At 64.5% G+C, this 14133-nt stretch carries 12 protein-coding genes; 10 read left to right on the forward strand and 2 right to left on the reverse strand.

Going from position 1 to position 14133, the window contains the following annotated elements; genetic code table 11:
- Nucleotides 1–3 precede the first annotated feature (3 nt).
- The 8 genes from murB (at nt 4) to recN (ending at nt 9728) form a co-directional block, all read left to right on the forward strand.
- On the forward strand, nt 4–933 hold the full coding sequence (murB, locus tag GO499_RS02050) for a UDP-N-acetylmuramate dehydrogenase (RefSeq protein WP_161863802.1): 930 nt from the start codon (nt 4–6) through the stop codon (nt 931–933).
- A gap of 65 nt (nt 934–998) precedes the next feature.
- A complete protein-coding gene (locus GO499_RS02055; RefSeq protein ID WP_284154863.1) occupies nt 999–1913 on the forward strand; it encodes a D-alanine--D-alanine ligase in 915 nt (304 codons plus the stop codon).
- Complete coding sequence (locus GO499_RS02060) at nt 1901–2782, forward strand: cell division protein FtsQ/DivIB (protein WP_161860625.1); 882 nt, start codon at nt 1901–1903, stop codon at nt 2780–2782. The genes GO499_RS02055 and GO499_RS02060 overlap by 13 nt, the downstream gene beginning before the upstream one ends.
- Nucleotides 2779–4107, forward strand: coding sequence for a cell division protein FtsA (ftsA, locus tag GO499_RS02065; RefSeq protein WP_161860626.1), 1329 nt, complete (start codon nt 2779–2781; stop codon nt 4105–4107). Before GO499_RS02060 ends, ftsA begins: the two co-directional genes overlap by 4 nt.
- Nucleotides 4108–4306: 199 nt before the next feature.
- Nucleotides 4307–5887: a cell division protein FtsZ gene (gene ftsZ / locus GO499_RS02070; RefSeq protein ID WP_161860627.1), complete on the forward strand. Its 1581-nt coding sequence runs from the start codon at nt 4307–4309 to the stop codon at nt 5885–5887.
- 289 nt (nt 5888–6176) lie between these two features.
- A complete protein-coding gene (lpxC, locus tag GO499_RS02075) occupies nt 6177–7097 on the forward strand; it encodes a UDP-3-O-acyl-N-acetylglucosamine deacetylase (protein ID WP_161860628.1) in 921 nt (306 codons plus the stop codon).
- Between the two features lie 122 nt (nt 7098–7219).
- Nucleotides 7220–8062, forward strand: coding sequence for an outer membrane protein assembly factor BamD (locus tag GO499_RS02080; RefSeq protein WP_161860629.1), 843 nt, complete (start codon nt 7220–7222; stop codon nt 8060–8062).
- A 16-nt stretch (nt 8063–8078) separates the two neighbouring features.
- Nucleotides 8079–9728: a DNA repair protein RecN gene (gene recN, locus GO499_RS02085; RefSeq protein WP_161860630.1), complete on the forward strand. Its 1650-nt coding sequence runs from the start codon at nt 8079–8081 to the stop codon at nt 9726–9728.
- 54 nt (nt 9729–9782) lie between these two features.
- On the opposite strand, the gene GO499_RS02090 is transcribed toward recN, so the two are convergent.
- Together GO499_RS02090 and GO499_RS02095 are read right to left on the reverse strand one after the other, a co-directional pair.
- Nucleotides 9783–10358 (reverse strand): L,D-transpeptidase, encoded by a 576-nt coding sequence (locus tag GO499_RS02090; RefSeq protein ID WP_161860631.1) that lies wholly within the window; start codon nt 10356–10358, stop codon nt 9783–9785.
- Between the two features lie 148 nt (nt 10359–10506).
- Nucleotides 10507–11880 carry an FAD-binding oxidoreductase gene (locus tag GO499_RS02095; RefSeq protein ID WP_161860632.1) on the reverse strand — a complete coding sequence of 458 codons (1374 nt, stop codon included), beginning with the start codon at nt 11878–11880 and terminating at the stop codon, nt 10507–10509.
- A gap of 57 nt (nt 11881–11937) precedes the next feature.
- Here GO499_RS02095 and GO499_RS02100 point away from each other — a divergent pair, with 57 nt between their 5' ends.
- Together GO499_RS02100 and GO499_RS02105 are read left to right on the forward strand one after the other, a co-directional pair.
- On the forward strand, nt 11938–12453 hold the full coding sequence (locus GO499_RS02100; protein WP_161860633.1) for a thioesterase family protein: 516 nt from the start codon (nt 11938–11940) through the stop codon (nt 12451–12453).
- Between the two features lie 3 nt (nt 12454–12456).
- Entirely contained in the window at nt 12457–14133 is a 1677-nt protein-coding gene (locus GO499_RS02105) for a chloride channel protein (RefSeq protein WP_161860634.1), read from the forward strand.

Here is a 14133-nt window from a genome sequence, read left to right on the forward strand (position 1 = left end):
CTGATGGAACGGTTGCCGGAGGTGCGGGGCAAGCTGACGCCCGGGCGCGGGCTGGCGGAGATGAGCTGGCTGCGGGTCGGCGGGCCGGCGGAGGTGTTCTTCCAGCCGGCGGACGAGGAGGATCTCGCCGCCTTCCTGCGCGCTTGCCCGCGGGATGTGCCGGTATTTCCCGTCGGTGTCTGCTCCAACCTGATCATCCGCGAAGGCGGGATACCGGGCGTTGTCATCCGGTTGGGGCGGGCGTTTGCCGGTATCCATGTCGAGGACGGGCTGGTTCGGGTCGGGTCGGCCGCGCTGGACCGGCGTGTGGCGACGACTGCGGCCGAGGCGGGCATCGATCTGTCGTTCCTGCGGACGATTCCGGGCACGATCGGCGGCGCGGTGGTGATGAATGCCGGCTGTTACGGCACCTATACTGCGGATGTTTTCCTGAACGCGCGGGCAATGGACCGACACGGCGAAATCATCACGCTGACGGGTGCGGATATGGGATTTGCCTATCGTTCCAGTCGCTTGCCGGAGGGGCTGATCCTGCTGGAGGCGACGTTTCGGGGGCCGCAACGGCCCGTGGAGGAGATCGAATCGCGGATGGAGGAGATCGTGCAGAAGCGGGCGGCGAGTCAGCCGGTTGACGACCGCTCCTGTGGGTCGACTTTCCGCAACCCGGCGGGCTTTTCCTCCACCGGGCAGGCAGATGATGTGCACGATATGAAGGCATGGAAGCTGATCGAGGATGCGGGGCTGCGCGGGTTTTCGCTTGGCGGGGCGCAGATGAGCCCCAAGCACGCGAATTTTCTCGTGAACAAAGGTGACGCTTCTGCCACAGAACTTGAAGAGTTGGGCGAGCTGGTTCGCAAAAGGGTTTTTGAACACAGCGGCGTGAGACTAGAGTGGGAAATCATGCGCGTGGGAGAGTGGCCAAGTCCCTCCTGAGCCGGAAATGAGAATACCGCCCGACAGAGCCGAGAAAGGCCGATGGGCGAGACAAGAGGCGGGTTATGTCGAGCAGGGCAAACTCCCGCATTGCAGTGCTTCTGGGCGGCCTGTCGGCCGAACGGGAGGTTTCCCTGTCCTCCGGACGGGAATGCGCTGCGGCGTTGCGGGACGAAGGGTTTGACGTTGTCGAGATCGACGCGGGCGCGGACCTGTGCGGGATGTTGCAGGCGGCCGCGCCGGACGTCGTGTTCAACGCATTGCACGGCCGCTGGGGCGAGGATGGCTGCGTGCAGGGGCTGCTGGAGTGGCTGCGCATCCCCTATACGCATTCGGGCGTGCTGGCGTCGGCTCTGGCGATGGACAAGACCCGATCCAAGGAAATTTTCGTCCGCGCCGGCCTGCCGGTAAAGGACAGCGTGCTGGCGGCGAAGACGGAGGTCGAAGCCGGGCATGTGATGCAGCCGCCCTATGTGGTGAAGCCCTACAACGAGGGGTCCTCGGTAGGTGTCTACCTCGTGCATGAGGCGGCCAACGGGCCGCCGAAGCTGGTGGAAACCATGCCGGAAACGGTGATGGTGGAAGCTTTCGCACCCGGACGGGAATTGACGACGACGGTGATGGGCGACCGCGCGCTCGGCGTGACCGATATCATTACCGACGGGTGGTACGACTACGACGCAAAATATGCTGCAGGCGGTTCGCGCCACGAAGTACCAGCCAACATTCCGCAGGAGATTACCGACGCCTGCCTCGACTATGCGGTGCGCGCACACGATGTGCTGGGGTGCCGGGGCGTCAGTCGGACCGATTTTCGTTGGGATGACACCCGCGGGCTGGACGGATTGTTCCTGCTGGAGACCAACACGCAGCCGGGCATGACCCCGACATCGCTGGCGCCGGAACAGGCGGCGTTGAACGGGATCAGTTTCGGCGCCTTCGTGCGCTGGATGGTGGAGGATGCCTCATGCTCCCGGTAAGGCGGCCCGATCCGGCACCGAGCCGGGTGAAATACCGGCTGGAGCGGCTGTGGTTGACGCCTTCCTTCCGCAGGTTCGTGCGCACCGGCTTGCCGTTGGCACTGGTGTTGGTCGCCGTTACGGCACTGGTGACGGATCTGCGGGTGCGGGCGATGGCGGCGGAAACGGCCGAGGACATTCGCACCTATGTAGCGGAGCGGCCGGAGTTTCGCATTGCGCGGGTGCAGATCACGGGTGCCAGCCCGGAGCTTTCGGCACGGGTGGGTGCGGAGATGGCGATGGAGCTGCCGGTGAGCGCCTTCGACCTAGACTTGCAGGCGTTGCGCGACCGGGTGATGGCGCTGGAGCCGGTGCTGACGGCGCGGGTGCGGGTGGCGGAGGCGCATACCCTGGAAGTGACGGTGGTGGAGCGGACGCCGGTGGCGATCTGGCGGATGCAGGATGGGCTGGCGTTGGTCGATGGCTCCGGCGCGCGGGTCGACACGATCGACCGGCGGGGGGACCGGCCGGACCTGCCGGTGATGGCAGGCAAGGGTGCGGAGAAGGCAATCGAAGAGGGATTGTCGGTGATGCGGATCGCCGCACCGCTGGAGGCCCGCATTCGCGGGCTGGTGCGTGTTGGCGAGCGGCGCTGGGATCTCGTGCTCGACCGCGAGCAGGTGATCCAGTTGCCGGAGACACGGCCCGAGGCGGCGCTGCTGCGCATCCTGGCGCTCGACAGTGCCAAGGACCTGTTGGAGCGGGATCTGGTGATCGTCGACCTGCGGGACGGCGACCGACCGGTGGTGCGGCTCTCGCAACCGGGGCTGGCGGAATTCAATGCCCGGAAGATGCTGGGCGAGGACGACAGTGACGAGGATGACGCATGAGTGCTTTGTTTGAGAGCCAGCGGGCAATGCGGCAACGACGCGAGGCTGCGTTGCGGCGCGGACTGGTGGCCATTCTCGATATCGGAACGTCGAAGATTGCCTGCCTGGTGTTGCAGTTCGCGCCGGAACGCAGTGACGGTGACGCGCCGAAGCGCGGGCTGACGCATGGCGCCTTTCGGGTGATCGGCGCAGCGACCACCCGTTCCCGCGGGGTTCGCTATGGCGAGATCACGGCGATGGACGAGACGGAGCGGGCGATCCGAACCGCGGTGCAGGCCGCCCAAAAGATGGCGGGGATGCGGGTGGACCACGCGATTGCCTGCCTGTCGGGTGGCGCGCCGCGTTCCTACGGGTTGTTCGGCGAGGTAACGGTAGAAAACGGCGAGGTGCAGGAGGCCGATATCGGCCACTGCCTCGCCTCATGCGATGTGCCGGAATACGGAGATGACCGGGAAGCGCTGCATGCGCTGCCGGTGAGTTTCACGCTCGATCATCGCACGGGTCTTTCGGACCCGCGCGGCCAGATCGGGGCGAAGCTGGGTGTGGACATGCATCTGCTGACCGTCGACGGGATACCGGTGCAGAACCTGTTGCACTGCATCCGGCGCTGCGATCTGGAACTGGCGGGGCTGGCGGTTTCTTCCTACGCATCGGCGCTGTCGGCGCTGGTGGAAGATGAGCAGGAACTGGGTGCCGCATGCGTGGATATCGGCGCGGGCACGACGGGTGTCTCGATCTTTGCCAAGCGGCAGATGATTTATGCCGACGCGGTGCCGATGGGGGGCCAGCATGTGACGGGTGACATCAGCCAGGGCCTGCACATCCCGCAGGCGGTGGCGGAGCGGATCAAGACCCTGCATGGCGGTGTGATGGCAACCGGTCTGGACGACCGGGACTACATCGAAATTCCATCGCCCTACGACGAGTACGAGCGGGACCGGCGGCAGATCAGCCGCGCGGAACTGATCGGGGTGATGCGTCCCCGGATGGAAGAGATCCTCGAAGAAGTGCGGGCGCGGCTGGACGTTTCCGGTTTCGAATATCTGCCGGGTCAGAGGGTGGTGCTTACGGGCGGATCGGCACAGACGCCGGGGCTGGAGCCGCTGGCCCAGAAGGTGTTGGGACGCCAGGTGCGGATCGGGAAGCCGCTGCGGGTACAGGGCCTGCCGCAGGCCGCGACCGGTACGGGCTTCGCAGCCGCTGTCGGAATGGCGCTGCTGGCGAGCCATCCTCAGGATGAATGCTGGGACTTCGAGATGCCGGCCGACCGGCTGGGACATCGCCGTGTCAGCCGCGCGCTGCGGTGGTTTCGGCAAAACTGGTAGAGGCCCAAACGGCCGATTCGCGCTATAGGCGCGGAGGCGGCGCGAATCCGCCTATTTTGTGGCGGCTCACAATATATAGCATTGTCAGTGTAATAAATTAGTGACGCTTGGCCGATCGTTCGATACACTCCGAATCGGCAGAAAAGCGAAAGCTGCGGCAAAAGCAGCACACATAAAACTGATACAGGCGGATCCAGACATGGCTTTGAATCTCTCCATGCCCGAGCAGCATGATTTGCGCCCCCGCATCACCGTTTTCGGTGTCGGAGGGGCCGGCGGTAACGCCGTAAACAACATGATCGAGAAAAACCTGGAGGGGGCGGAGTTCGTGGTGGCGAACACCGACGCCCAGGCGCTTCAGCAGAGCCAGGCGCAGAGCCGGTTGCAGCTTGGCGCACAGGTAACGGAAGGACTGGGCGCGGGCGCCCGGCCGGAAGTCGGCGCGGCGGCGGCTGAGGAAAGCATCGAGGCGATCGTCGATCAGCTGGTCGGCGCGCACATGTGCTTCATCACTGCCGGCATGGGCGGCGGCACTGGTACGGGTGCGGCCCCGATCATCGCCAAGGCGGCGCGGGAGATGGGTGTGCTGACCGTGGGCGTGGTGACGAAACCCTTCCAGTTCGAGGGCGCCAAGCGGATGCGTCAGGCCGAGGAAGGCGTGGAGGAGTTGCAGCGGGTCGTGGACACGTTGATCATCATCCCCAACCAGAACCTGTTCCGCCTCGCCAACGAGAAGACGACTTTTACCGAAGCGTTCAGCCTGGCAGACGATGTGCTCTACCAGGGTGTGAAGGGCGTGACGGACCTTATGGTCCGCCCCGGCATCATCAACCTCGATTTCGCGGATGTCCGCTCCGTCATGGACGAGATGGGCAAGGCGATGATGGGAACGGGCGAAGCCGAGGGCGAGGATCGCGCGATTCAGGCGGCCGAGAAGGCGATAGCGAACCCGTTGCTCGACGAGATCAGTCTGAAAGGCGCCAAGGGGGTGCTGATCAACGTGACCGGCGGCATGGACCTGACGCTGTTCGAGTTGGACGAGGCGGCCAACCGCATTCGCGGCGAGGTAGACCCGGACGCGAACATCATCGTCGGTTCGACGCTCGACCCGGATATGGACGGCAAGATGCGCGTCTCCGTCGTCGCTACCGGCATCGACGTGCTGGAAGGTGAGCGGGACGTTCCGATGGCGCCACGCCGCTCCACCGAGGCGGCGCGCCGTCGCGAGGCACCGGTGGCAGCGCCGGAGCCGGAAGTGGAAATCGTGGAAGAAGTGCACCAGCCGGTTATGGAAGAGCCGGAGGTGCCGGCGGGCGCGGCCTTTGTCGACCAGCATGGCGCACGCCCGACGGAACCTGACTTCTTCGAAGAGCGGGCAGCCGAGGCACCGCAGGAAGCACCGGCGCCCGCTCCCGCGGCAGTCGCACCGACACCGCACCAGCCGGGTGATGAGGTTCAGCGCCCGCGTCGTCCGGGCGAACCCACGCCGGAGGCTCTGCGTCGTCTGCAGGCGGCCGTGGCCAAGGTGCCCGAGGCGCACGCCCCGACTGCACCGCAGCACGGCAACCGCCAGCACGGCGAGGAGGGCAACCGCTTCGCAATCAACAGTCTGATCCACCGGATGACCGGCCAGCCGGGCACACGCGAGGAACGCAGCCCTCAGAAACGGGTGGCGCAGCCGCCGATGAGCGCCCCGGCGCAGCGGCATGACCAGGATGTTCCGGCCGATCCGCGAGATCGCAACGAGATTCCCGCTTTCCTCCGCAGGCAGGCCAACTGAGGAATTATCCTTGCAATAGCAATAGCTTGAGGGGCGGCTTGCGGGCCGCCCTTTGCTTTTGGAAGTCCGTTACAGTTTGTGACGAAACTGTAGGAAAGGGTCACAAAGCTTGATTTGTTCGCATTTGCAGCGAGCAGTAGACTGCAGGGGCTTCGGATCGTGGGGACCTGAAGACAAAAAACAGCGGCACGGTTGGAACGATCTTGCCCGTGAAACGTAAACGACAGATGAGCGATTGCGTAACGCGGAGAGAAATTCTGCCGGAGGCGCGGAAGAAAGAGGCGGTACAGTGCAGACAAGTTTGACACAGGACGTACAGTTCGTTGGCACGGGTCTGCATTCTGGCAGGCCCGCGCGCCTGACGTTGCACCCGGCCAGCGTCGATCATGGCATCTGGTTTCGCCGCACCGACGAGCGGGAGCGGGACAACCTGATTCCGGCGAAGTTCGATGCCGTCTCCGACACGCGTCTGAACACACGGCTGAGCAATGCGGCCGGCGTTTCCGTCTCCACGGTCGAGCATCTCATGGCCGCGCTCGCCGGGTGCGGACTGCACAACGTGCTGATCGATATTGATGGGCCGGAAGTTCCGATCATGGATGGCAGTGCCAAACGCTTCGTGCGCGAGATCCTGGCCGCAGGGCTGGTTCAGCAGCGGGCACCGATCCGGGCGTTGCGCATTCTGAAGACTGTCGAGCACCGGGAAGGCGATGCCGAGGTAAGGCTGGAGCCGTTCGAGGGATTCCGCATCAGTTTCGAGATTGACTTTCCGGATGCTGCCATCGGGCGTCAGGATGCTTCCTTCGACATGCAGAACGGCACCTTTGTGCGCGAGCTGTCCGACTGCCGCACCTTCTGCCGCCGTGCCGATGTCGATGCAATGCAGGCGGCGGGGCTGGCTCTGGGCGGTTCGCTGGACAATGCCATCGTCGTCGAGGGTGGCGATGTACTGAACCCCGGCGGCTTCCGCCGGGCGAACGAGTGTGTGCGCCACAAGATGCTGGATGCGCTGGGTGACCTTTCGCTGGCGGGAATGCCGATCATCGGCCACTACACGGGCAAGAGAGCGGGCCACGGCCCTTCCAACCGGTTGCTGCGCACGTTGTTCGCGACGCCTGGTGCTTTCGAGGTGGTGACCTGCACTGAAGAACAGACACGGCGCCTGCCCGGTTTCGGGATCCGTCCGTCCGACCTCGCCAAGGTCGGCTGAGGCGGGGTGACCACAAGGGTCTCCCGGCGCACGTGATCCTCTTTCACTCCCGTTCTGACCTGTGCTATGCACCTCGCAGAGGTGCTGCAGCACCCGTGGATTATCGAGGGCAGAATGGGCCGATGACTTCTGTGTGCCGTAGAATTCTCAAGGGTTTGGCGAGCTTTCTTATTGTAGCGTCCGTCGCCGCCTGCGGTGTTTTCGGTGAACCGGAAGTTCCGGTGGAATCGCGGTCCGCCGAAGAGCTTTTTTTGACAGCGGAATTTGATCTTGAGGAAGGCCGGCCGCTGCGGGCGGCGCGAATGTTCGATGAGGTCGAGCGACTCTATCCCTATTCCGAATGGGCGAAGCGGGCGATGATGATGTCGGCGTTTGCCTATTACGACGCTCGTTACTTTGCGGAAAGCCGGTCAGCGGCCGAACGCTATCTCGATTTCTTCCCGGCCGACGAGGATGCCGCCTATGCGCAATACCTGATCGCGTTGAGCTACTACGACCAGATCGTGGATGTGACCCGTGACCAGGCATCGACCTTCGACGCCTTGCAGGAATTGCGGGCGACGATCGAGCGGTATCCCGACAGCGACTATGCCAAATCGGCAGAACTGAAATTCGATCTCGCGCTTGACCATTTGGCCGGCAAGGAGATGGAGGTTGGCCGCTACTACCTGAAGAAGGGGCATTTCTCGGCGGCGATCAATCGGTTCCGGGTGGTGGTTGAGGATTTCCAGACGACCCAGCATACGGCGGAAGCGCTGCACAGGCTGATTGAATGCTACCTGTCTCTGGGCCTGTTCGACGAAGCGCAGACGGCGGGTGCCATTCTCGGATACAACTATCAGGGTTCGCCCTGGTACGAGGACAGCTACAAGCTGCTTACAGCGCAGGGGCTGGAAGCCGAGGCAAAAGGCCAGGGGTGGCTGACGCGGATCTACCGCCAGGTTATCCAGGGCAAGTGGCTCTGAGCCGCGCGGGCTGGCCATGCTGCGCAGCCTGAGCGTTAGAGATGTCCTGCTGATCGACGCGCTGGATCTCGAGTTCGGCGCAGGCCTCAATGTGCTGACAGGCGAAACTGGTGCGGGCAAATCCATACTTCTCGACGCTCTCGGCTTCGTGCTGGGGTGGCGCGGCCGGGCGGATATTGTGCGGCAAGGTGCCGAAGCCGGTGAGGTGGTGGCCGAATTCGAGCTTGGGGCTGACCATCCGGCGAGGGCAATCCTGGCGGCGGCCGACCTGCCTGTGGGTGACGAGTTGCTGCTGCGGCGCGTGAATTCGACGGATGGGCGCAAGCGAGGGTTCGTCAATGATCGGCGGGTTTCGGCGGAGGTGTTGCGCAGCCTGTCGGACGTGCTGGTGGAACTGCATGGACAACATGACGACCGTGGCCTGCTGGATCCGAAGGGCCATCGAACATTGCTGGATGCGTTTGGCGACACCGATGCCATGCGCGCCAAGGTGCGGGCGGCATGGCGCGCACTGGCCGAGGCGGAGAAGGCGCTGGCGGCCCGGCGAACGGCCTTGGATGCAGCGGCGCGGGATGCCGAGTATCTGCGCCATGCCGCGAAGGAACTGGCGGATCTCTCACCAGAGCCGGGCGAGGAGGAGGATCTCGACGCGCGGCGACGGCTGATGCAAGCGGCGGAAAAGATTGCCGTCGACGTGGCCAAGGCCGATCAGGCCTTGGGGTTCGAGGGGGCCGAAGGGCGGATTTCGGACGCGATGCGCTGGCTGGAAGACGCGGCGGGGCGGGCCGAGGGCGGGCTGGACGCGGCGATAGAGGCTTTGGGCCGGGCGCTGGTGGAACTGGGCGAGGCACAGGGGGCGGTGGCCGATTTCGGCGAAAGCCTGCGGTATGATGCGCATGAACTCGAGCGGGTGGAGGAGCGTCTGTTCGCCATTCGGGGTTTGGCGCGGAAGCACAATGTCCTGCCGGACGACTTGCCTGGGTTGGCCGATGATTTTGCCGCTCGGGTGGCGGACCTGGAGGGCGGCGAGGCCGACATTGCGGGACTGGCGAAGGCGCGGGACACGGCGCGGGCACAATATGAAGCGGAGGCGGCGGCGCTGACTGCGGCACGGGCGGAGGCTGCCGCCGGACTTGATGCAGCGATGGCTGCGGAACTGGCGCCGCTGAAGCTGGAACGGGCGGTGTTCGAAACGGTGCTGTCCGAGGCCGAGCCGGGGCCGGAGGGCGTGGACGGTGTGACCTTCACGGTGGCGACCAACCCGGGTGCGCCGGCCGGACCCCTGAACAAGATCGCCTCGGGCGGGGAGCTGTCGCGGTTCCTGCTGGCCCTGAAGGTTTGCCTGACACGGGGCATGTCCGGGCTGACGATGATTTTCGACGAGATCGACCGGGGCGTCGGCGGCGCGACTGCGGATGCAGTTGGTCGACGGTTGGCGAGTGTGGCTACGGGCGCCCAGGTGCTGGTGGTGACGCATTCACCACAGGTGGCGGCGCTTGGGGCGCATCATTTCCGTGTGGCGAAGTCCGAGACGGACGGTGTGACGACGACGCGCGTGGCACCACTGGAGGCGGACGAGCGTGTTGACGAGATCGCGCGGATGCTTGCGGGTGACGTTATCACCGATGAAGCACGATCCGCTGCGAAGGTGCTGCTGAAGGGCTGAGGATCGTCCCGCCGCATGCCGGCTGGCGGCATGGGCGGCGGGAAAGCGGGATCATCAGAGCAGGACGACTTGCGTTCCGATCTCGGCGAGTTCGAACAGCTCCTCGATATGCTCGTTGAACAGGCCGATGCAGCCGTTGGAGGACCGACGGCCGATCTTGCGGACATCGTTGGTTCCGTGGATGCGGTAGTATTGCCACGAGAGGTTGAGTGCGCGGGTGCCGAGCGGGTTCTGTGGGCCCGGGCCGACGTAGGTGGGCAGATCGGGATTGCGTTCGAGCATCGACGGAGTCGGCCGCCACTCGGGCCCGTTGCGCTTCAGCGTCACCTCCGTGCGGCCACGGCGGGTGAGTTCGTCGGTGAGGGGAACGGAGCTGGGATAGAGGCGGGTGGTGACACCATCAGAGCCCCAGAAATAGACTGTTCGAGCCTCCGTGTCGCAGAGGATCGCACCATTGTCGAGGTTCTCGAAATGGTCCTGCCACTTGCGGACGGTGAAGCCGGAGATGCGCCGTTTGACGCCGCCGGTGTCTGACGGAACTTCGGCAACCTGCGCGAAGGCGGGTGCGGCAAGTGCGGTACCAGCGGCGGCAAGGCCGAGGGCGGTGAACTGACGGCGTGTGAGACTCATGGACCTGCTCTCGAATTGATGTGTTTTGCCGGAATCCAAAGCACAATTTTCGCCTCCGGTCCATTCACAGCGCAGTGACCCGGCGCGACCGATTGGCTGATTTTTGCCGGTGGCACCCGCCGCTGGTGCGCGTCCCGCCGATTGCGCCTCAGTTGATCTCCACGACCTTGCCGGGGTTGAGAATGTTTCGCGGATCAAACGTGCGTTTGATGTCGGCCATGACAGACCAGCCCTGGCCATGTTCCTCGGCCATGAATTTCATCTTGCCGACACCGATCCCATGCTCGCCGGTGACGGTACCACCGACCGCCAGTGCCCGCTTCGCCATACGGGCGGCGAGGGATTTGGCCTCTTCCAGTTCCGCCGGGTTGTCGGGATCTACCAGCAGGGCGGTGTGGTAGTTGCCGTCGCCGACATGGCCCAGAATCGGCCCCTTGACGGTGCTGCCTGCCATGTCTGCCTGGGTGTCTGCTATGGCCTGCGCCAGTTTCGAGATCGGGACGCAGATGTCCGTGGTCACCACCCGGCAGCCGGGGCGGAGAGCCTTGGCGGCGAAATAGGCGTTGTGGCGCATTTTCCAGAGGCGCGAACGGTCTTCTGGCCGGGTGGACCACTCAAATCCCTTGCCCCCGTGGTCTGCGGCGATTTCTGCGACGATTTCCGCCTGTTCCTTCACCGCGGAGTCGGAGCCGTGGAATTCGAGAAAGAGCTGCGGCACTTCCTCCATCGTGGCGTTGAAGTGTTGGTTCAGGCCCTTGATCTGTACGGCGTCGAGCAGTTCGATCCGCGCCATCGGCACGCCCATCTGGATGGTTGTGATCACGGTGTCGACAGCAGAGGCAACATCGGGGAAGGCGCAAACAGCGGCGGAAATCGCCTCTGGCTGGCCCTGGAGTCGAAGCGTCAGTTCCGTGATGATGCCGAGCGTGCCTTCCGAGCCGATCAACAGCTTGGTAAGATCGTAGCCGGAGGCGGATTTGCGGGCACGGCTGCCGGTGCGGATGATGCGACCGTCGGCAAGCACCGCTTCCAGCGCCATGACGTTCTCGCGCATGGTGCCGTAGCGGACGGCAGTGGTGCCGGATGCGCGGGTGGAGGCCATGCCGCCAAGCGAGGCGTTGGCACCGGGATCGACGGGAAAGAACAGGCCGGTGGCGCGCAATTCCTCGTTCAGCGCTTCGCGGGTGACGCCGGGCTGGACGACGGCGAGCATGTCCTCGGGTTGAGTATCAAGCACCTTGTCCATGCGGCTCATGTCCAGGCAGATCCCGCCGCGCAGGGCCAGCGCGTTCGCTTCCAGCGAGGTTCCGGTGCCCCAAGCGACGACCGGGCAGCCTTCGGTGTTGCAGATGCGCAGGATTTCGGAAACTTCCTGAGTGGTCTCTGGCGAGGCAACGGCGTCCGGCGGAGTGACGGGATAATAGCCTTCGTTCTGGCCGTGGAGCGACCTTGCGGCCTCAGTCGTTTCCAATCTCGGGCCGAGCACCTTGCGGACGGCCTCGATCGCGGTTTCTATGGTCATAATGTTTCCTCCGGTAGGAGGGTTTTGGCGCAAGATACCGACGAATGGAAGGTCGATATGTCATCCGATGTCAGGACCGGGCACGACGGACCCTATGCTGCGCCGGTGGTGGTGCCGGAACGGGCGGTGCCCGCGGATTGGATTGACTATAACGGCCACATGAACGTCGCTTACTACACCATGGCCTTCGACAAGGCTGTGGACGCGATGCTGGAAACCGAGTTGGGTGTCGGAGAGGCGCATGTGGCTGCCGCTGGCCAGGGGCCTTACGCGCTGCAATCGATGATCTGCTACCTTGGGGAGTTGCTGGAGGGCGAACTTTTTTCGATCGCGGTGCAACTGGTCGATTGCGATGCCAAGCGGTTGCATCTGATGCTGGAAATGCGCAAGCGGGACGGCACGCTGGCGGCGACCTGCGAGCAGATGCTGATGAACGTGGACCTGACGACGCGGCGGAGCACCCCCTATCCGGACTGGGCGTTGGCGCGGATGCAGCGAATGCTGGCGGATCATGGCGGGCTGGATCGGCCGGCGCAGATGGGACAGAAGATCGGCATTCGCCGGAAAGGCTGAGGCATGAGGGACGCGCTGGCCGCCTATGTTTCGCGCTACTGGCGGGGAGGGCGCCGCAAGGCGTTGCGCGGTTGGGAAGAAATCCGCTGGCGCGGCAGTGGCAAGATCCAGTTCTGGCTGATCGCCCTGGTGCTGGGCACTGCGGCGGGGCTGGCGGCTGTGGGCTTCCGGCAGGCGATCATCCTGTTGCAGGAAACGGTTTACGGCGAAAACGATGCGGCGCTGGCCAGCCATGCCGCGGAACTGCACTGGACATGGATCGTGATCATCCCGGTGCTGGGCGGGCTTGTGGTGGGGTTCATCCTGCACCTGTTCACGCCGGACGGACGCGCCCGGACGGTCGCCCATGTGATCGAGGGTGCGGCGCTGCGTGACGGACGCGTGGAGATGCGGGCCGGACTGGCCTCGGCCCTGGCTTCGCTGGTGACGCTGTGTACCGGCGGGTCTACCGGGCGTGAAGGGCCGGTAGTGCACATCGGCGCGGTGATTTCCTCCTGGATCAGTGAAAGGATCAATGCGGATGGCATGACGGGGCGTGACCTGCTGGGCTGTGCCGCAGCCGCCGCGGTGTCCGCATCATTCAACGCACCCATTGCCGGGGCGCTGTTTGCGCTTGAGGTGGTTCTGCGACACTTCGCGGTGCATGCCTTTGCGCCGATCGTGATTGCCTCCGTCGCCGGTGCGGTGGTGGCCCGGTTGCTGGTGGGCGATGTGACGGAGTTCATGCTTCCGGCGCACACGCTGGCCTTCTACGTGGAATTACCGGCGTTCATGATCCTTGGTCTGATCTGCGGGGCGGTGGCGGCAGTGATGATCTGGGGGATCATCGCAGCGGAAGATCTGGGGGATCTCGTGCAGGAGCAGACTGGTATGCCGCGCTGGTTGCGGCCCGCAGTCTCCGGCCTGCTGCTGGGGCTGATCGCCGTTGCATTTCCACATATCATCGGTGTCGGATACGAGACGACCACAAGAGCGTTGACCGGCAATATCCTGATATGGCCGGCGGTGGCGTTCGTCGCCGTCAAGATCATTGCGGTGGCGATCACCGTCGCCGGCCGCATGGGCGGTGGCGTGTTCTCACCCTCGTTGATGGTCGGGGCGTTGACTGGACTGGCCTTCGGCTATGTTGCCACGGCGATCTTTCCCGCTGTCTCCGGCGCGGTCGGACTCTATGCTCTGGCCGGAATGGGCGCGGTGGCGGCTGCAGTACTTGGGGCGCCGATCTCCACCACATTGATCGTGTTCGAACTGACGGGCGACTGGCAGACGGGGCTGGCGGTGATGGTTGCGGTGTCGCTGTCGTCGTCGCTGTGTTCGCGGCTGGTGGATCGCAGTTTCTTCCTCGCTACCATCGAGCGGCGGGGCGTGCATCTGGCTGCGGGCCCGCAAGCCTATCTGCCGGCGACGATTTCGGTGGGGCGGCTGATGCGAGTACGCGGCGGCGAGGGCAGTGTCTCCGACACCATGTGCCAGGAACTGGTCGATCAGGACGTGTTCCTGCGGCGGAGCGACACGCTGGAGACGGCACTGCCGTTGTTTGATCGGGTGGGAGAGGATTTTCTGCCAGTCGTAACGGCGGGCGAGGATGGCGATGAGCTGATTGGTGCGATTTTCCATGTCGATGCGCTGAAGGCCTACAACCGCGCACTGGCGGAGACGGCGCGGGAGGAGCATTCCTGA

Source organism: Algicella marina (assembly GCF_009931615.1).
GTDB classification, from domain to species: Bacteria; Pseudomonadota; Alphaproteobacteria; order Rhodobacterales; family Rhodobacteraceae; genus Algicella; species Algicella marina.